The organism is Caenispirillum bisanense, assembly GCF_900230255.1.
GTDB lineage: Bacteria > Pseudomonadota > Alphaproteobacteria > Rhodospirillales > Rhodospirillaceae > Caenispirillum > Caenispirillum bisanense_A.
The window spans coordinates 762,032-779,634 of sequence record NZ_OCNJ01000001.1 but is presented as its reverse complement, the minus strand read 5'-3'; the positions used below and the strand labels follow the sequence as shown (position 1 = coordinate 779,634).

Annotated in this window: 15 protein-coding genes; 9 read left to right on the top strand and 6 right to left on the bottom strand. The window is 72.8% G+C overall.

What is annotated here, in order from left to right:
• The first annotated feature begins 19 nt into the window (after positions 1 to 19).
• The 5 genes from CRP50_RS03690 (at position 20) to CRP50_RS03670 (ending at position 6,769) form a co-directional block, all read left to right on the top strand.
• On the top strand, positions 20 to 871 hold the full coding sequence (locus tag CRP50_RS03690; RefSeq protein ID WP_097277604.1) for a M48 family metalloprotease: 852 nt from the start codon (positions 20 to 22) through the stop codon (positions 869 to 871).
• Between the two features lie 51 nt (positions 872 to 922).
• Positions 923 to 1,591 carry a response regulator transcription factor gene (locus CRP50_RS03685; RefSeq protein WP_217991977.1) on the top strand — a complete coding sequence of 223 codons (669 nt, stop codon included), beginning with the start codon at positions 923 to 925 and terminating at the stop codon, positions 1,589 to 1,591.
• Positions 1,592 to 1,746: 155 nt separating this feature from the next.
• On the top strand, positions 1,747 to 2,514 hold the full coding sequence (gene dsrO / locus CRP50_RS03680; RefSeq protein WP_097277603.1) for a sulfate reduction electron transfer complex DsrMKJOP subunit DsrO: 768 nt from the start codon (positions 1,747 to 1,749) through the stop codon (positions 2,512 to 2,514).
• Complete coding sequence (gene nrfD, locus CRP50_RS03675; protein WP_097277602.1) at positions 2,511 to 3,629, top strand: NrfD/PsrC family molybdoenzyme membrane anchor subunit; 1,119 nt, start codon at positions 2,511 to 2,513, stop codon at positions 3,627 to 3,629. Before dsrO ends, nrfD begins: the two co-directional genes overlap by 4 nt.
• A gap of 11 nt (positions 3,630 to 3,640) precedes the next feature.
• Positions 3,641 to 6,769: a molybdopterin dinucleotide binding domain-containing protein gene (locus CRP50_RS03670; RefSeq protein ID WP_097277601.1), complete on the top strand. Its 3,129-nt coding sequence runs from the start codon at positions 3,641 to 3,643 to the stop codon at positions 6,767 to 6,769.
• Here CRP50_RS03670 and CRP50_RS03665 read toward each other — a convergent pair.
• Both CRP50_RS03665 and CRP50_RS03660 read right to left on the bottom strand, forming a co-directional pair.
• Positions 6,762 to 7,211 carry a hypothetical protein gene (locus CRP50_RS03665; protein WP_097277600.1) on the bottom strand — a complete coding sequence of 150 codons (450 nt, stop codon included), beginning with the start codon at positions 7,209 to 7,211 and terminating at the stop codon, positions 6,762 to 6,764. The two genes, CRP50_RS03670 and CRP50_RS03665, sit on opposite strands and share 8 nt — an antisense overlap.
• Complete coding sequence (locus CRP50_RS03660) at positions 7,186 to 7,836, bottom strand: MEDS domain-containing protein (RefSeq protein ID WP_176525009.1); 651 nt, start codon at positions 7,834 to 7,836, stop codon at positions 7,186 to 7,188. Before CRP50_RS03660 ends, CRP50_RS03665 begins: the two co-directional genes overlap by 26 nt.
• Before the next feature lie 220 nt (positions 7,837 to 8,056).
• Between CRP50_RS03660 and CRP50_RS03655 the strand changes: the two genes are divergently transcribed.
• The gene (locus CRP50_RS03655) at positions 8,057 to 10,681 is read left to right on the top strand and encodes an MMPL family transporter (protein WP_176525008.1); all 2,625 of its coding nucleotides are present in this window, start codon (positions 8,057 to 8,059) and stop codon (positions 10,679 to 10,681) included.
• On the opposite strand, the gene CRP50_RS03650 is transcribed toward CRP50_RS03655, so the two are convergent.
• On the bottom strand, positions 10,653 to 11,300 hold the full coding sequence (locus CRP50_RS03650) for an ABC transporter substrate-binding protein (RefSeq protein ID WP_176525007.1): 648 nt from the start codon (positions 11,298 to 11,300) through the stop codon (positions 10,653 to 10,655). The genes CRP50_RS03655 and CRP50_RS03650 overlap by 29 nt on opposite strands.
• A gap of 119 nt (positions 11,301 to 11,419) precedes the next feature.
• On the opposite strand from CRP50_RS03650, the gene CRP50_RS03645 reads away from it, so the two are divergent.
• Positions 11,420 to 12,604 carry a glycosyltransferase gene (locus tag CRP50_RS03645; protein WP_097277597.1) on the top strand — a complete coding sequence of 395 codons (1,185 nt, stop codon included), beginning with the start codon at positions 11,420 to 11,422 and terminating at the stop codon, positions 12,602 to 12,604.
• On the opposite strand, the gene CRP50_RS03640 is transcribed toward CRP50_RS03645, so the two are convergent.
• The gene (locus CRP50_RS03640) at positions 12,586 to 13,686 is read right to left on the bottom strand and encodes a sulfotransferase family protein (RefSeq protein WP_097277596.1); all 1,101 of its coding nucleotides are present in this window, start codon (positions 13,684 to 13,686) and stop codon (positions 12,586 to 12,588) included. The genes CRP50_RS03645 and CRP50_RS03640 overlap by 19 nt on opposite strands.
• A 41-nt stretch (positions 13,687 to 13,727) precedes the next feature.
• On the opposite strand from CRP50_RS03640, the gene CRP50_RS03635 reads away from it, so the two are divergent.
• Together CRP50_RS03635 and CRP50_RS03630 are read left to right on the top strand one after the other, a co-directional pair.
• Positions 13,728 to 14,726 (top strand): NAD-dependent epimerase/dehydratase family protein, encoded by a 999-nt coding sequence (locus CRP50_RS03635; protein WP_097277595.1) that lies wholly within the window; start codon positions 13,728 to 13,730, stop codon positions 14,724 to 14,726.
• A gap of 122 nt (positions 14,727 to 14,848) precedes the next feature.
• Entirely contained in the window at positions 14,849 to 15,298 is a 450-nt protein-coding gene (locus CRP50_RS03630) for a hypothetical protein (protein WP_097277594.1), read from the top strand.
• A 25-nt stretch (positions 15,299 to 15,323) separates the two neighbouring features.
• On the opposite strand, the gene eutC is transcribed toward CRP50_RS03630, so the two are convergent.
• Together eutC and CRP50_RS03620 are read right to left on the bottom strand one after the other, a co-directional pair.
• Positions 15,324 to 16,094, bottom strand: a complete 771-nt coding sequence (gene eutC, locus CRP50_RS03625; protein WP_097277593.1) for an ethanolamine ammonia-lyase subunit EutC — start codon at positions 16,092 to 16,094, stop codon at positions 15,324 to 15,326.
• Entirely contained in the window at positions 16,091 to 17,491 is a 1,401-nt protein-coding gene (locus CRP50_RS03620) for an ethanolamine ammonia-lyase subunit EutB (RefSeq protein ID WP_097277592.1), read from the bottom strand. The genes eutC and CRP50_RS03620 overlap by 4 nt, the downstream gene beginning before the upstream one ends.
• Positions 17,492 to 17,603: the final 112 nt, after the last annotated feature.

The following is a 17,603-nucleotide window of genomic DNA, read 5'->3' as shown; positions in this document are numbered from 1 at the left end:
GCCGCAGGAGGACCGCCGCATGGCGTGGGTCCGCGCCGTTCTGCGCCTCGACGCGCTGGCTTCCCTCGCCGGCATGATCGCCGTGCTGGGGCTCACCGGCTGGCTCATCGCCGGGCCGGACGGACTGCTGGTGACGGCGGCCGTCGGCCTCCTGTCGGTGGCCCTGGCCCCGACCGTGCCGCCGGGCGTCGCCATGCGGGTGCTGGGCGCGCGCCCGGTCCACCCCGAGCAGGCGCCCGGCCTCTATACCCTGCTGATCGAACTGGCCGAGGCCGCCGGCCTGCGCCAACCGCCGGTGCTCTACCGCATTCCCGGCGGATCGGTCAGCGCGCTGTCGGTGGGCGACGGCGAGCGCGCCGCCATCGCCCTGTCGGACGGCATGACCATGGTGATGGACGCCCGCGAACTGCGCGGCGTGCTGGCCCACGAGGTGGCGCACGTCGCCGCCGCCGACACCGCCCTCATGAGCCTCGCCGCCGTGCTCGGCCGCATCGTCCACACTCTGGCGACCTTCGGCCTGATCGCCGCCATCGTCGTCGCGGTGTTCACGCCGGCCGTGGTGCCGGTGTGGCTGGTGCTCGCCATCGCCCTGGCGCCGTGGGGCGCGACGCTGCTGCACCTGCACCTGTCGCGCCGCCGCGAGTTCGCCGCCGATGCCGCCGCCGCCCGCCTGACCGGCGACCCGCAAGGCCTCGCCCGCGCCCTGGTGAAGCTGGAGACCCTGCCCCGCCGCGGCCTCGGCCACCTCATGCGGCCGAGCGGCGGGTGGAGCCGCGGCGGCTGGCTGCGCACCCATCCGTCCACCCGCGACCGCATCGAGCGCCTGGTCGGCCCCATCCGCGACCGCGTGCGCCCCCTGGCGGAGTTGTGAGCGGCGCCTGTCTGGTATAGTGGGCCGTCGTCCACCCGCCAGGAGCCCCCGGTGCCGTCCCCTTCCGCCCAGCCGCCCGCCGAAGCCCCGCCGCTCGTCTACATCGTCGACGACGACGAGGCACTGCGCGATTCCCTGCGCTGGCTCATCCGCTCGGTGGATCTGGCGGTGGAGGATCACCCGTCCGCCGACGCCTTCCTGCGCTCCTTCTGTGACGACCGGCCGTGCTGCATCCTGCTCGACGTGCGCATGCCGGGCGTGTCGGGGCTCGAGTTGCAGGACGTGCTGCGCCAGCGCGGCGCACTTGCCCCGATCCTGTTCATGACCGGCCACGGCGACGTGCCCATGGCGGTGCGAGCCCTGAAAGCCGGCGCCTTCGACTTCGTGGAGAAGCCCTTCGACGACGCCGTCATGCTCGGCCGCATCCACGCCGCCCTCGACCATCACCGCGCCCTGCTGGCCGAACACGCCCAGCGCCAGGCGGTGCTGGACCGCTGGGCGACGCTCACCCCGCGCGAGCGGCAGGTCATGCGCAAGGTGGCCGGGGGCGCGCAGAACAAGGTGATCGCCCACGACCTCGACATCTCGCTGAAGACCGTCGAGGTCCACCGCCACAACGTCATGGACAAGATGGCCGCCCAGTCCGTCGCCGACCTGACGCGCATGCTGCTCACCCTTGGCGAGGCGGCGGAGCACGACCTGCCGCCGCCGGGATCCTGACCAGCCGGTCAAATACATGACCTGATCCCTCAGGTTTCATAGGGGTAACCCCAATATCGCCATCTTCGATAGGGGCGTAAGGTCCGGTCCATGGAGGACGGGCGCCGCGCGGCGCCGACTCCGGCCGCCTTCACGAACCCGAAAGGGGATGAGCCATGGATACGAGCCGCCGCGACTTCCTTGCGGGCGCCTGCTCGATCACCGCCGGCGCCGCCGTCTGCGTCGCTTCCGCCGAGACGGCCCAGGCCGCCACCCCCGCCCGCCGCGGCGGCGAGAGCGGCCAGCGTTTCGCCATGGTGATCGACCTGCGCAAGTGCATCGGCTGCCAGGCCTGCACGGTCGCCTGCTCGACGGAGAACCAGGTGCCGCTCGGCGACTTCCGCACCATCGTCTCGCAGTACGAGGTACGCGACGCCGACCGCCCCGACCAGCCGGCCGCCACCTACACGCTGCCGCGCCTGTGCAACCACTGCGACGATCCGCCCTGCGTCGAGGTCTGCCCGGTGCAGGCCACCTATCAGCAGAAGGACGGCAAGGTGCTGGTCGACGCCGACCGCTGCGTCGGCTGCGCCTATTGCGTCCAGGCCTGCCCCTACGATGCCCGCTACATCAACCCGGAAACCCAGACCGCCGACAAGTGCACCTTCTGCACCCACCGGGTGGAAGCAGGCCTGCTGCCGGCCTGCGTCGAGACCTGCGTCGGCGGCGCCCGCGTGTTCGGCGACCTGCTCGACCCGAACAGCACCGTCAGCGGGCTGCTGCGCGACCACGCCGTGAAGGTGTTGCGCCCGGAGATGGGCACGGCGCCGCACGTCTTCTACATCGGCCTCGACGACCGCTTCGCCGGCAAGGTCGAGGGCCAGGCCGCCCTGTGGATCGTGCGCGATGCCCAGGGTGCCGAGATCGGGGAGATCCGGTCATGACCACCACGCCCGACATCATCGAGACGGTCAACGTCGCCCGCCACGTCGCCTGGCTCCCCTGGGCCGTGTCGTACTTCTTCCTCATCGGCGTCAGCGTCGCCGGCGCCTTCCTGTCGCTGCCCGCCTTCCTGGCCGGCCGGCCGGGGTGCGAGCGCATGGGCCGCATGGCCGTGCTGACCATGCTGAGCTGCGCCCTCGTCGCCCCGGTCGCCCTGCTCGCCGACCTGCACCAGCCCGGCCGCTTCTGGCATTTCTACGCCCACCTGACGCCGTGGTCGTGGATGAGTTGGGGCGCCCTGCTGCTGCCGGTCTACGTGGGCCTCGCCGTCGTCTACGGCTGGCTGGTCATGCGCCCCGGCCTGCAGCGCGGCGGCACGCTCGCCCGCCTGCTGGCGCTCGGCACCGGCGACCTGTCGGGCCTGGTGCGTCCGGTGGCCGCCGTCACCGCCCTCGCTGCCGCCGGCATCGTCGTCTACACGGGGATGGAGGTCATGGTGGTGCGCGCCCGCCCGCTGTGGCACACGCCGACGCTGCCCGTCATGTTCCTGTTCACCGCCCTGACCGGCGCCGCCGGCATGGCGCTGGTGCTCAACCGCGTCGTCGCGGGCTTCGAGGCCGCCGCCGAGCGTCGCCTGTTCCGGGCGCTCGCCCTGTTCTCCGCCCTGGTGCTGCTGAACGGCGCCGTCTGGCTCGGCCTCGGCCTGACCGGCGGCGGGGCGGAGGCGGACGCCGTCGCCAGCCTGTCGGGCAGCGGGCCGTGGCTCGCCGTCGCCGGCTGGGCGGGCGCCACCGCGCTCCTGCTGCTGGTGCTCGGCCTCGTCGCGCCGGCCGGCTTCGGCTGGGCCGCCGGCCTGATCGCCCTGCACAGCGCCTGGATGTTCCGCTGGACCGTGTTCATCGGCGGCCAGACCGTGCCGAAGACCGGCGCCGGCTTCTACGACTACCACCTGCCGCTCGGCTCCGAGGGGCTGGCCGGGATCGTCGGCGTGTTCGGCCTGTGGGTCGCCGTCGTCGCCATCCTGACGCTGGTCGCCCCCTGGCACGCCCAGGGCACCGCCGCCATCCGCTCCGGCGACGCCGGCCGCCGCGCCGCGCCTCCCGCCGCCGCCGAGTAAGGAGACCCGCCATGACCTCCCGCCGCACCCTTCTGAAGGGCGCCGCCGCCGTCGGTGGCCTGACCGCCTTCGCCGCCGGCTACGGCCACACCGTCGCCAAGACCGCCGAGGGCCTCGCCACCGGCAGCGCCGGCACCGCCCCGCGCGACCCGCGCACCTTCAACGCGCCCAAGCCCGAGTTCACCGTCGATGCCGCCACCGGCGCGCTGACGCCCAATCCCGACCAGCAGGTCGCCTTCACCATGTGCCAGGCCTGCAACACCATGTGCGGCGTTCGGGTGCGCACCGACAAGGCGACCGACGCCGTGCTGCGGGTGGCCGGCAACCCCTATCACCCGCTGTCGGCCGACCGCCAGATCCCCTATGCCACCCCGGTGCGCGACGCCTACCTGAGCCTCACCCGCCACGGCGAGGCCGGGCTCGCCGGCCGCTCCACCGCCTGCGGCCGGGGCAACGCGGCGCTGTCGCAGATCAACAACCCCTACCGCGTCACCACCTGCCTGAAGCGCGTCGGCCCGCGCGGCGCCGGCGAATGGCGCAGCATCCCCTACGAACAGCTGATCGAGGAAGTCTGCGAGGGCGGCGACCTGTTCGGCGAAGGGCCGGTGGCCGGCCTGCGCGCCCTGCGCGACCTGGAGACGCCGCTCGACCCCGCCAACCCGGAATACGGCCCGGTCGCCAATCAGGTGGCGATCCTCAACGCCACCAGCGACGGCCGCGACGAGTTCATCAAGCGCTTCGCCTTCAACGCCTACGGCACCCGCAACTACGGCCACCACGGCAGCTATTGCGGCCTTTCCATGCGTGTCGGCTCGGGCGCCATCATGAACGACCTCAACGGCTACCCCCACGGCAAGCCGGACTTCGAGAACGTCGAGTTCGCCATCTTCATCGGCTCCGCCCCCGGCAACGCCGGCAAGCCCTTCAAGCGCCAGGGCCGGCTGCTGGCGCAGGCGCGCAGCGAGGGCAAGCTCAACTACGTGGTGGTCGAGCCGGTGCTGACCAATGCCTCCAGCATGGCCGCCGACGACCGCAACCGCTGGATCCCCATCGTCCCCGGCGGCGACAACGCGCTCGCCATGGGCATGATCCGCTGGATCCTGGACAACGAGCGCTACGACGCCCGCTACCTCGCCCAGCCCGGCCCCAAGGCCGCCGAGCAGGCGGGCGAGGCCAGCTTCTCCAACGCCACCCACCTCGTCGTCACCCAGGACGGCCACCCGCGCAAGGGCTTCTTCCTGCGCGGCTCCGACATCGGCCTGCCGCTGGCCGAGGTCGAAGGGGCCGAGCGCTGGAAGAAGGGCGACGTGTTCCTGTGCATCGACGCCGCCGACGGCAGCCTGCGCCCCTTCGGCAAGCCCGGCCCGGCGCAGCTGTTCCACACGGGTACGGTGGAGACGCCCGAGGGGCCGGTGGCGGTGAAGACCAGCCTGCAGCTCCTGAAGGACTCGGCCGAGGCCCATTCCATGGCCGACTACGCCGCCGCCTGCGGCCTCGACGTCTCGGTCATCGAGGGACTGGCACGCGAGTTCACCGCCCACGGCAAGAAGGCGGCCGTCGACTGCCACGGCGGCACCATGCACGCCAACGGCTTCTACACGGCGTTCTCCGTCCTCATGCTCAACCTGCTGATCGGCAACTGGAACATGAAGGGCGGCATGGTCGACAGCATCGGCGGCTTCCCCGACTACGCGCCGGGGCCGCGCTACGACCTCGCCAAGTTCCCCGGGCAGGTGGCGCCCAAGGGCATCTTCCTGTCGCGCTCCAAGTTCCCCTACCAGAAGACCAGCGAGTTCAAGCGCCGCAAGGAAGCGGGCGAGAGCCCCTACCCCACCAAGGCGCCGTGGTACCCGCTGTCGCCGCCCATGCTGACCGAGTACCTGACGGCGGCGGTGAACGGCTATCCCTACGGCCTGAAGGCGCTGGTGAGCTTCATGGCGAACCCGGTCTACGGCCACGCCGGCCTGCGCGGGGCCGTCGCCGACAAGCTGAAGGACCCGAAGGTCCTGCCGCTGTTCGTCGCCATCGACGCCTTCATCAACGAAACCAACTGCATGGCCGACTACATCGTGCCCGACAGCGTGATGTACGAGGCCTGGGGTTGGACCAGCCCGTGGAGCGGCACCGTCACCCGCGCCTCCACCGCCCGCTGGCCCGTCATCGAACCGCGCCAGGTGAAGGCCGCCGACGGCGACCGCGTGACCATGGAGAAGTTCTTCATCGACGTCGGCCTGCGGCTCGGCCTGCCCGGTTTCGGCGACGCCGTCATCGCCGACGCCGATGGCACGCTGCACCCGCTGAAACGGCCCGAGGACTGCTACCTGCGCGCCGGCGCCAACGTCGCCTATGCCGGCACGCCGGTGCCCGACGCCTCCGACGACGACATCGCCCTGTCGGGCGTCGGGCGCATCGTGCCGGAGCTCGAAAAGGCGCTGAAGCCGGAGGAAGTGCGCAAGGTCGCCTTCGTCTTCGCCCGCGGCGGCCGGTTCCAGGACCACGCCGAGGCCTACGACGGCGAGGCCGTCATGGCCGACAACCGCGTCACCGCCAAGGCCGGCTTCTGCATCTACAACGAGGCCGTGGCGACCGCCGTCAACACCATGACCGGCAAGCGCCACAGCGGCGTGCCGGCGTGGTACCCGCTGACGCTGGCGGACGGCACGCCCCTGCGCGACCGCTTCCCCGAAGCCGAGTGGCCGTTCCTGGTGGCGAGCTACAAGTCCAACATGCAGTCGAGCTATTCCATCGGCTCGCCGCGCCTGCGCCAGGTGCACCCCAACAACCCGATCTCGGTGAGCGTCGCCGACGCCGCGCGCCTGGGCATCGCCTCGGGCGACGCGGTGCGGCTGGTGACGCCGGGCGGCAGCGTGGTGGCGACGGCGCTGGTGCGCCACGGCATCCGCCCCGGCGCCATCGCCGTCGAGCACGGCTACGGCCACACCGAGCTGGGGGCGCGGCGGCACGTCATCGACGGCGTGGCGCAGCCCGACCTCGGCGGTTTCTCGGCGGGGGTGAACCTCAACGACGTCGGCCTCATGGACCCGACGCGCGAGGGCGTGTCCACCCTCGGCGACTGGGTCATCGGCTCGGCGGCCCGGCAGGCCCTGCCGGCGCGGCTGGAGAAGGTGGCGGCTACCTGACCGACTGGCGCAGCATCGGCGGCGGCTCGTCGCGGTCGCCGATGCGGCGCTCCAGGTCCTCGTGCCGGCGGGCGAGCGCCTCGTGGGCCTCTTCCAGGCAGGCGAGCGTCGCCCGCCGCTCCAGTTCGTGGGCGAGCAGGTTGAGCACGTTCTGCACGTCGCCGGTGTGGGGGGCGAAGAGGCCGGCGTCGGCGATGCGCAGGTCGACGAAGCCGAAGGTCTCGCAGCCCGACACCAGGTCGTAGCGGGTCCAGCCGCGCGCCAGCGCCGGGCGTTCCAGCACCGTCTGGCCGTGCACCCGCGCCTCGGCGACGCCCGGCACCTCGCGCAGGGCGGCGGCGGCGAAGGCCTCGAACTGCGGGCGGCCGGGCAGCGAGCGGACCATCACCGCCAGCATGAGAAGACGCGACGCGACATCAGGCATGCGCATGATCGAGGCCATGGGTCTCTCCGCACGGGCAGGCGTCGTCACTGTTGGCCGCCTCGGGCGGGCCGACGTAATAGGGATTGGCGAGGATCTGGTTGCGCACCAGCATGAGCGGATGCGCCTTGACGATCTCGAACAGCAACTCGCCGTCGAAGGCGGCGGCGTCGTACTGGCAGATGGCGCTGAACGGATGGGTGCGGATGACGGTGTTCACCGCCTGCTCGTAGGCCACCAGGTGCTCCCGCCCCGGCAGGCCCGGTTCCGCGGCCCATTCCATCTCGCCGGTGAAGAACACCGTGCCGTCCACCTCCGCCCGGCCGCGGGCATAGGCGTCGCGCAACTGCTGCAGCATGCGGTCCCTGTCGAACCGGCCGCCGGGGGTATAGACCTCGCGCGCCGACTTCACCGCGAAGGTCGGCTCCGCCAGCAGGTCGAGCGGCACGCCGCGCTGACCGAGGTGGTCGCGGATGACGTCGAGGTCGCTGTCGCAGGCGAAATAGGTCGTCGATCCGCCGCCGCGCAGCACGCCAGCCATGATGCGGCCGAGGGCGTCCAGGCGCTGGTCGGCGCTGTCGTAGATGAAGCAGACGTGCGTCCCCGGCCGAATCGAGCCCAGGTCGAAAGTAGCCTGATCGGTCATCGAATCCCCCGCCCCTCCAATGCTTTGTGCGCAGGCCCCGCCCGGCAGGTGGACGAACCTGAGTAATACTGTTGCACGCAGGCTTCCTATACGGAAGTAAAAGCTTAGGGTATTGCCCCTGGCAACAGTCTCGTCGCGCGGACGTAGCGTCGGGAGCGCCGATTGCCTAAACTGCCGCCCGTCCGCCCGTGCCATCCGCCCGCCGCTTCGGGAGGCCTTCGTGCCCTTCAGTACCGCCGACGCCTACCGTCGATTCCTCGTAAAAGTGGTTCGTCTCTGCGCCCGCGCCCGTTGGGCGGTCACCGCCCTGGCGGTGGTGCTGACGGGGCTGTCGGTGTGGTACCTGGCCGCGAACATGGCCATCAACTCCGACACCGAGGACATGCTGAGCGCCGAGCTGCCGTTCCGCCAGCGGGCGACGGAGCTGAAGCAGGCCTTCCCCGAACTGGGCAAGACCCTGCTGGTGGCGGTCGAAGGGCGTACGCCCGAACTGGTGGAGGAAGCCGCCCGCGCGCTGGCCGGCGCCATGACGGCCGAGCCCGTGTTCGGCGACGTCTTCTACCCCGCCGCCGACCCCTTCTTCCGCCGCAACGGCCTGCTCTACCGCGACGTCGCGACGCTGGAGCAGACCGTCGACCGGCTGACAGAGGCGCAGCCCTTCCTCGGCCCCCTGTGGCAGGACCCCACCCTGCGCGGCCTCGGCAGCCTGGTCGGGCGACTCGGCCAGCAGACGGCGGGCGACGGCCTGCCGCCGGCCGCCGGCGAGGCCATGGGGCAGTTGTTCACCCGCATGGCCGAGGTGGCGGAAGCGCGCCTCGCCGGGGCGGAGGATTACCTGTCGTGGCGCGGCGTGCTGTCGGGCGGGGCGCCGGCGCCGCTGGCGGCACAGCCCTTCCGCCGCCTCATCGTCGCCCAGCCATCGGTGGACTACACCGGCCTCGCCCCCGGCCGCAGCGCCATCCGCACCGTCGAGCGGCTGACCGCCGACCTCGACCTCGCCGAGCGCTTCGAGGTGCAGGTGCGCCAGACCGGCCCGGTGGCATTGGCCTACGACGAATTGCAGAGCGTGCGCGAAGGCATGGGCGTGTCCGGCGCCCTGTCGCTGCTCATGGTCGCCGGCCTCCTGTGGTGGGCGGTGAAGTCGGTGCGCATGGTGCTCGCCGCCTTCCTCACCCTGCTCATGGGGCTGGTGTGGACGGCCGCCTTCGGCCTGTGGATGACCGGCGCGCTCAACCTCATTTCAGTCGCCTTCGCGGTGCTGTTCATCGGCCTGTCGGTGGACTTCGGTATCCACTTCTCGCTGCGCTACAAGGAAAGCCGCGACCGCGGCGGCAGCCACGCCGACGGGCTGGACGCCGCCGCCGGCGACGTCGGCGATTCGCTGACGCTGTCGGCCATCGCCGCCGCCATCGGCTTCCTCGCCTTCCTGCCCACCGACTACAAGGGGCTGGCGGAGCTGGGGCTGATCTCCGGCGTCGGCATGGGCGTGGCGCTGGTCGCCAACCTGACGGTCCTGCCGGCCCTCATCACCCTCATGCCGCCCAACCGCATCCGCCTGCCGCGTGGACCGTCGCAGAAGCTGGTGACGGCGGTGGAGCACCACCCGCGCACCATCCTCGGCGTCGCCGGCGGCCTCGCGCTGGTGTCGGCGCTGCTGATCCCGCGGGTCGACTTCGATTTCGACCCGCTGAACCTGAAGGACCCGCAGGCCGAGAGCGTGCAGACCCTGGGCGACCTCATGGCCGCCGGCACCATCGACTTCTACGCCGCCCAACTGCTGCGCCCGAGCCTGGAGGAAGCGGACGAAGTCGCCGCCCGCCTCGCCGGGCTCGACGTGGTGGCGAAGGCGTCCACCATCGAAGCCTCGGTGCCCGACGAGCAGGACGACAAGCTGGCGCTCGTCGACGAGGCCGCCCTGGTGCTCGGCCCCTCCTTCACCGAGGAGCGCCGCCCGCCGCCGACCGGCGAGGAACTGGAGGGCGCCGTGATCCAGCTGCGCCAGGTGCTCGACGCGCTGCCGCCCGATCAGGTGGGAGCGGACACGGCCGCGGCCGCCGCACGCCTGGCGCGGGCGCTGGACGACCTGCCGCCGGCCCAGGCGGAAACGGCGCTGATGACCACCCTGCCCCTGGTGCTGACCGACCTGGACCTGGCGCTGCAAGCCGAAGGCATCGCCCTCGACGACCTGCCGCCGGCCCTGCGTGATCGCTGGGTGTCGGACGGCGGCGCGGCGCGGGTGGAAGTGGCGCCCGCCGTCGACGTCACCGACCGGGCGGCGCTGGCCCGCTTCGTGACCGAGGTGCGCGCGGTGGCGCCCGGCATCAGCGGCACGCCGGTGACCATCCTGGAGGCCGGCACCGCCGTCATCACCGCCCTGCTGGAAGCCGGCGCCCTGTCGGCCGCCGCCATCACGGTGATGCTGGCCGTGGTGCTGCGGTCGCTGCGGGGGATCCTCTACGTCTTCGCGCCGCTCGTCATGGCGGCGCTGGTGACGGCGGGGGCGAGCGTGGTGCTCGGCATCCCGCTCAATTTCGCCAACGTGATCGTGCTGCCGCTGCTGTTCGGGCTGGGCGTCGCGAGCGGCATCCACATCGTGCAGCGCGCCCGCGCCACCGGCCGCCCCGGCGAGCTGCTGGCGACCTCGACGCCGCGCGCCGTCATCTTCTCGACGCTGACCACCATCGCCAGCTTCGCCAGCCTCGCCACCAGCCCGCACCAGGGCACCGCCAGCATGGGGATCCTGCTGACGGTGGCGGTCGGGCTCACGCTGCTGTCGACGCTGGTGGTGCTGCCGGCGCTGATGTCGGTGTCGCCGCTCAGGCCGCGGTCAGCTCACGGCTCTTGATGCGCAGCGTCTCGATGAGGCCGTCGATGCCCTGGCGCTTCAGGATGGTGCCGTACTCGCTCTTCTTGGTGGCGAGTTCGCTGACGCCGCCGCCGAGCACCACGTCGACGATGCCCCAATGACCGTCCTGCTCCGCCATCACGTAGTTGAGGCCGATCGGCTCCTTGCCGGGGCGGACGATCTGCGTGCGCACGATGCGGGCGCCACGCGGCCCGTCGGCGACCTCCAGCACCTCGAACTCCTGGCCCGAGTAGCTGTGGAAGCGGGCGGCGTAGTTGGCGGCGGTCAGGTCGGCGAAGGCCTCGCGCAGGGCCTGGCGCTGGGCGTCGGAGGCCTTGCGCCAGTCGGCGCCGGCGATGGTGCGGAGCATGACGTCGAGGTGGAAGCTGGTCTCGACGGGCGTCCGCAGGGCGCCGTAGCGGGTCTTGAAGTCGCCCGTCTGCATGGCCTGCTTGAGCACGCCCTGGAAGGCGCTCACCACCGCCTGCGGCGACTCGGCGGCGGTATCGGCGGGCGCGGCGGCCTGCGGCTGCGGGCTCGCGCCCTGCTGGGCGGCGGCCGGCAGCGGGGCGGCCAGCGCGAGGGCCACGGCGGCGAGGGCGGGCAGGCGGAAACGCATGGTCATCCTCCGTGCGACAGGCGGCGATTGCGGCGAAGCCCGCAGAACCGACTCCGGTTATGCTTGCGGCGGCCTTGCGAGGCAAGCCGGGATGTATGGCAGATTTCGGGACCGTCCAGATGCCGCATGCGATAATCACCGCCGCCGCCGTGCTCGCCCTCGCCGCCTGGGTGTGGCTGCTGCTGGTCCACGGCGGACGGTTCTGGCGCGGCAGCGAACGCCTGCCCGCCGCCCCGCCGGCCGCCCCTTCGCCGCTGCGGGTCGTCGCCGTGGTGCCGGCGCGTAACGAGGCCGCCGTCGTCGGCGCCTGCGTCGAGAGCCTGCTGCGCCAGGAGTGGCCGGAGCCCTTCCCCGTGATCGTGGTCGACGACCATTCCACCGACGGCACCGCCGCCGCCGCCCACGCCGCCGCCGCCCGCGTGCCCGGCGGGACGGCCCGCCTGCACGTGATCGCCGCCCCGCCGCTCGTCGCCGGCTGGACCGGCAAGCTGTGGGCGCAGCGGGCGGGTCTGGCCGAGGCGGCGCGCCTCGCCCCCAAGGCCGACGCCGTGTGGCTGTCCGACGCCGACATCGCCCACGGCCCGGCCGTGCTCGCGCGGCTGGCGGAGCGGCTGGAGGGGCGGGTCATGGCGTCCGTCATGGCGCGGCTCGACACCGGCGACGCCTGGAGCCGGCTGTTGGTGCCGGCCTTCGTCTACTTCTTCCAGAAGCTCTACCCCTTCCCGCTGGTCAACGACCCGCGCCGCCGCACCGCCGCAGCCGCCGGCGGCTGCGTCCTGGCGCGCCGGGCGGCGCTGGAGGCCGCCGGGCTGCCGGAGGCCATCCGCGGCGAAATGATCGACGACTGCGCCCTCGGCCGGGCGCTCAAGCGCCAGGGGCCGGTGTGGCTCGGCCTGTCGCCGGACGTGCGCTCGCTGCGGCCGTCGGGCGGGCTCGGCGGGGTGTGGCACATGGTCGCCCGCACCGCCTTCGAGCAATTGAACCACTCCGCCCTGCTGCTGGCGGGGACGGTGGTCGGCATGATCCTGCTCTATCTGGTGCCGCCGCTGACCGCCCTGCTGGCCGACGGCTGGACCCGCGCCGCCGGGGCCGCCGCCTGGGGCCTCATGGCGGTGAGCGTCGCGCCGACCTTGCGGCTCTACGGCCTCGGGTCATGGCGGGCGCCGCTGCTGCCGCTGGCCGGGCTACTCTATACCGCCATGACCGTCGACAGCGCCCGCCGCCACTGGCAGGGGCGCGGCGGGGCGTGGAAGGGACGCATCGAAGGCGGCCGCCGCGGCGGTACTCAGGAGGACGTGCCGTGACCCCAGCGCGCCAGCCACGGCTGCCAGTGGCGCTCCACCAGGGCCTTGGTCTCGGGCTCGTCCCGGTAGGTGTTCTTGCGGTAGCCGCGGATGCTGCCGAGGTAGTCGGCCATGCGCGGCCGCGCCGCCGCGAACCCGCCCAGGCCGAGCTGGTCGTAGACCCGCGCCAGTTCGCCCACCGGGTCGTCCTCCAGCGCGTCGAACCCGATCTCGGCGTAGCGGTGCGGCGGCAGGTCGGCGGTGTCGCGCACCAGGGCGGCCATCATGCGGTCGTAGGTGCGCAGGATGACGGTGTCGAAGTCGACGTGATCCCATGGCTGCAGCGCCATGGGCGGCATGAGCTTGGCGTAGAAGTTGCGCATGGACGAGAAGATGCGCAGCGGGTCGCGGTGGACGTGGATGAACCGCGCCTCCGGGAACATCTGCCGCAGCAGGGCGACGCGGGCGGTATAGACCGGGTTCTTGATCAGCAGCGGCCGCCCGTCCCACTGCAGGGTGAGCTTGCGGCACAGGAGCAGGAAGCGCCGCTGCCACAACGCGACCTCGGCCTCGCTGGCACCGTCGAGGAACACCGCCTTGTCGAACTGGGCGTGGAAGCGCCGCGGGAAGTAGAGGGCGTGGTAGTAGGACAGCGGCTGCATGTTGGCCAGCGCCACCTCGTCCTCCTGCGGGCTGTCGGGGGTGACGGCGACGTTGTCGATGTAGCGCCCTTCCGGCAGCTGGCGCTCCAGCGACCGGCGCAGCAGCGGCACCAGGGTCAGCATCTCCCACGGCAGGCCGGTGGCCAGCGGCGGCAGCCAACCGAACTGCGGATCGCGGCTGAGCACGTTGTAGAGGTGCGTCGTGCCGCTGCGCCAATGGCCGAGGATGAACACCGGCGGCGGCAGGGGCGCCGCCCTGCGCAGCCGCACCGCCGTCACCGCCTGCTCCGCCAGGGTGAAGGGCAGCCGCCCCAGCACCGACCCCGCGATGCGCAGCAGCCGGCCGCGCTGCCCCGGCGCCACACCGCCGTTGGCGCGCAAGACGGCCAGCAGGGTGGCCACGTCGCTGCCGCTGAGCGGGTGCGGGGAGTCCTTCTGCATGCCACCTCTTGCCTGACACTCGGCCACCATAGGACGGCGCCATGACCGACGCCCCCGTCTCGCTCGTCACCGGCGGTTCCGGTTTCCTCGGACGTCATCTCGTAGCGGCCTTGCGCAGGCGCAACCACCGCGTTCGGATTATGGACCCAGCGGCGGGGTCCTTGCCACCCGCTCCTGGAGTCGAGGTTCGGGCCGCCTCCATTCTCGACCCCGCCGCCCTGGCCGCGGCCATGGAGGGAGTCGGCCACGTCTGGCACGTGGCCGCGAACGCCGGCCTGTGGGCGCCCGATCCGGCGGTGTTCGAGCGCATCAACGTCGGCGGCACCCGCGCCGTGCTGGACGCCGCCCGCGCCGCGCCTCAGGTCGCGCGCATCGTCTGCGTCTCCTCGGCCGTCGCCCTGGTGGGGCGTGCGACTCCGGTGCCCATCGCCGAGACCACGCCGCGCCCGCCGCTGGAGGAGTTGGCCGGCGCCTATGCCCGCTCCAAGGCGCGCGCGTTGGCGCTGGCGGAGCAGGCGGCGGCGGAGGGGGCGCCGGTGGTCACCGTCTTCCCGACGGTCCCCCTCGGCGCCGGCGACGACACGCCGACGCCGCCGACGCGCATGCTGACGGACTTCCTGGCCGGGCGCGTGCCGGCCTATCTGGAGTGCCGCATGAACTGGGTCGGCGCCCCCGACTGCGCCGAGGGCATCGCGCTGGCCGGCGAGCGCGGCCGGCCCGGCGAGGGCTATATCCTCGGCGGCGAAAACCTGTGGTTCGGCGACTTCCTGCGTCTGCTGCAAGAGGTGTCGGGCAGCCCCATGCCGCGCCGCCGGGTGCCCTACGGCGTCGCCTTCGCCGCCGCGGCGGTGCAGGAATGGCTGGCCGACACCCTCACCCGGCGCCCGCCGCAGGCGCCGCTGGCGGGCGTGCGGCTGGCCGGGCGGGCGCAGTGGTTCGACAGCGGCAAGGCCGCCCGCGACCTCGGCTGGCAGCCCCGCCCCTTGCGCGAGCCGCTGGCCGAGGCCGTCGCCTGGCTGCGGGAGGCGGGGCGCGCCTGACCCGCCGGCCGCCCTGCCGTATGGAAGTGTCGCGGGATGCCCCTGCTGCGGTGTGATCGGCGCACCGGCCTTGCGCGGCCGGTCGTCACGATCACCACCACTCGCATCGGAGCATCCGGTCCATGACCCTGTCCTACAACGTGCCCGCCTATAACGGCATCGTCGTCGACCTCGCCAGCGACACCGCCATGGCCTCGCCGCTGGCGGGCTGCGCCGTCGTGCTGACGCGCGAGGGCGATACCCGCGTCGGCCTGTTCCACTGCGGCCCCGGCCGCGCCTACACCACCGAGCAGACGCGCGACGCCCTGATCTGCATGATGCAGGAATTCGGCGCCACCTGCGCCACCGTCGTCCCCGGCCTGCCCTTCGCGGCCGAGAACAAGCACGAGCGCAACCTGCTGCATTTCCTGGAGCACGAGATGCGCGTCGCCACCGACCTGCTGCCGCGCCCCGACGGCCTGCTGTGCTGGTGCCAACTGGTGGACGGCCAGGTCGCCATCAACGGCTTCATGCAGCCGCCGGCAGTCGCCATCACGGCGGTCGGTGCCGGCAAGGCGGCCTGGTTCTCCTGACGCAGCCCCCCCGCCGACGGCGCCATCAGCCGAGCGCCGGCGGCGGCTCCGCTCCGCCGGGGATGAGGTCCGGCGCGGCGTCCTTGAGGCCGACCCCGGTCAGCGTCAGGCGCCGCGCCTCGGCCATCAGCCACGCCAGCTTGAAGGCAGCGGCGTCGATGGCCAAGCCCTCGGGGCGGATGTTGGAGAGGCAGTTGCGGTCGCTGTTCGGGCGGCCGCGCTGCGGCGCCCAGGTCAGGTAGGCGCCCAGGCTGTCGGGGCTCGACAGGCCCGGCCGCTCGCCGATGAGGATCACCGTCATGGCCGCCCCGAGCGCCGCCCCCACGTCGTCGGCCAGCGCCACCCGCGCCCGCTGCGCCACCACCAGCGGCCCGACGGACCAGCCGCCGAGGCGCTTCAATACCGCCTCCAGCAGAGGCGCCGCATGGCTTTCCACCGCCCGCACCGACAACCCGTCGGCCACCACGAAGACGGCATCCCAGCGGCCCGGCGCGAGGCGCGCCGCATCGTCGGGGTGGAGGCGGCGGCCGAGGTCGGGGCGCTTCAGGTACTCCGCCCCGTCGGCGGCCTGCGAGCGCACCGTCTCCACCGGCAGGCCGAGGGGCGCCAGGCGGGCGGCCAGGGCCTCGGCGTCGAGGCTGCTCTTGAGGCTGTCGCGGGCTTCCGCCCAGGCCGCCTGGAAGCGCAGCAGCGGCGCCGTCGGCAGGCCGTCGCCGGCGCGGCCCAGCGCGATGCGGGCCGCCGTGTGGCGACGCAGGAAGGCCCAGGGCTCGTCGGGTCCGCCGCCGCCGCTCATGCCGCGCCCTCCCCGGCCCCGGCCTGCGCCGGCAACAGGCGGCGCGTCGCCGCCAGGGCCGGACGGATGCGCCCCGCGGCGTCGGCGATCGCCATGCGGGCGAGCCAGTCTTCGAACTCCGGCGCCGGTTTCAGGCCGAGCGTCGACCGCACGTAGAGGGCGTCATGGAAGCTGGTGCTCTGGTAGTTCAGCATGATGTCGTCGGCCCCCGGCACGCCCATGACGAAGGCCACCCCCGCCGCCCCCAGCAGGGTGAGCAGGGTGTCCATGTCGTCCTGGTCGGCCTCGCAGTGGTTGGTGTAGCAGACGTCCACCCCCATGGGCAGGCCGAGCAGCTTGCCGCAGAAGTGGTCTTCGAGCCCGGCGCGAATGATCTGCTTGCCGTCGTAGAGGTATTCCGGCCCGATGAAGCCCACCACCGTGTTGACCAGCAACGGCGAGAAGGCGCGCGCGACGCCGTAGGCCCGCGCCTCGATGGTCTGCTGGTCGCAGCCCCAATGGGCGTCGGCCGACAGGGCGCTGCCCTGGCCAGTCTCGAAGTACATGACGTTGTCGCCCACCGTGCCGCGCTGGAGGGCCAGCGCCTGCTCGCGCGCCTCGGCCAGCATGGGCAGGGTGATGCCGAAGCTGTCGTTGGCCTTCTCGGTGCCGGCGATGGACTGGAACACGAGGTCGACCGGCGCCCCCTCGGCCATCACCGCCATGGCGGTGGTGACATGGGCCAGCACGCAGGATTGCGTCGGGATGTCGTAGCGGCGGCGCACCTCGTCGATGAGGTGCAGCAGGCGCACCATGGCGGCCGGGCTGTCGGTCGCCGGATTGATGCCGATGACCGCGTCGCCGCAGCCATACAGCAGCCCGTCGAGGATGGAGGCGGCGATGCCCTCGGCGTCGTCGGTCGGGTGGTTGGGCTGCAAGCGCACCGCCAGCCGCCCCGGCAGGCCGATGGTGGAGCGGAAGGCGGTGGTCACCCGCACCTTGCGGGCGACGGCGATGAGATCCTGGTTGCGCATGATCTTGCTCACCGCCGCCGCCATCTCCGGCGTCAGGCCGGGCGCCACGGCGGCGAGCGCGGCAGCGTCGGCGGCGTCCGACAGCAGCCAGTCGCGGAACCCGCCGACGGTGAGCGAGGCCAGCGGCGCGAAGGCCGCCGCGTCGTGGCCGTCGCACACCAGGCGCGTCACCGCATCCTCTTCGTAGGGCACCACCGGCTCGGCCAGCAGACGGGCGAGCGGCAGGTCGGCCAGCGCCATGCGGGCGGCCACCCGCTCCGCCTCGCCGCCCGCGGCGACGCCGGCCAGCTCGTCCCCCGACCGCCGCGGGCTGGCCTTGGCGAGCAGGTCGCGCAGGTCGGGGAAGCGGTAGGTGGTGTGTCCGATGGTCCGGGCGAAGGCCATGGCGACGGGCTCCCTGATGCGGCCGCAGGCGTCGAGTGTAGCGCAGCCGCCGCCGACACCGGCAGGGGGATTGCAGCGCCGCTTGCTGCACACGTTTAACGTGATAATGTTC

Excerpts from the sequence above, each read along its gene's own strand:
- CRP50_RS03645 (WP_097277597.1), top strand. The coding sequence starts at position 11,420 with ATGCCGCATGCGATAATCACCGCCGCCGCCGTGCTCGCCCTCGCCGCC.
- dsrO (WP_097277603.1), top strand. The coding sequence starts at position 1,747 with ATGGATACGAGCCGCCGCGACTTCCTTGCGGGCGCCTGCTCGATCACC.
- CRP50_RS03640 (WP_097277596.1), bottom strand. The coding sequence starts at position 13,686 with ATGCAGAAGGACTCCCCGCACCCGCTCAGCGGCAGCGACGTGGCCACC.
- CRP50_RS03665 (WP_097277600.1), bottom strand. The coding sequence starts at position 7,211 with ATGGCCTCGATCATGCGCATGCCTGATGTCGCGTCGCGTCTTCTCATG.
- CRP50_RS03630 (WP_097277594.1), top strand. The coding sequence starts at position 14,849 with ATGACCCTGTCCTACAACGTGCCCGCCTATAACGGCATCGTCGTCGAC.
- nrfD (WP_097277602.1), top strand. The coding sequence starts at position 2,511 with ATGACCACCACGCCCGACATCATCGAGACGGTCAACGTCGCCCGCCAC.
- CRP50_RS03635 (WP_097277595.1), top strand. The coding sequence starts at position 13,728 with ATGACCGACGCCCCCGTCTCGCTCGTCACCGGCGGTTCCGGTTTCCTC.
- CRP50_RS03660 (WP_176525009.1), bottom strand. The coding sequence starts at position 7,836 with ATGACCGATCAGGCTACTTTCGACCTGGGCTCGATTCGGCCGGGGACG.
- CRP50_RS03620 (WP_097277592.1), bottom strand. The coding sequence starts at position 17,491 with ATGGCCTTCGCCCGGACCATCGGACACACCACCTACCGCTTCCCCGAC.
- eutC (WP_097277593.1), bottom strand. The coding sequence starts at position 16,094 with ATGAGCGGCGGCGGCGGACCCGACGAGCCCTGGGCCTTCCTGCGTCGC.
- CRP50_RS03670 (WP_097277601.1), top strand. The coding sequence starts at position 3,641 with ATGACCTCCCGCCGCACCCTTCTGAAGGGCGCCGCCGCCGTCGGTGGC.
- CRP50_RS03650 (WP_176525007.1), bottom strand. The coding sequence starts at position 11,300 with ATGCGTTTCCGCCTGCCCGCCCTCGCCGCCGTGGCCCTCGCGCTGGCC.
- CRP50_RS03690 (WP_097277604.1), top strand. The coding sequence starts at position 20 with ATGGCGTGGGTCCGCGCCGTTCTGCGCCTCGACGCGCTGGCTTCCCTC.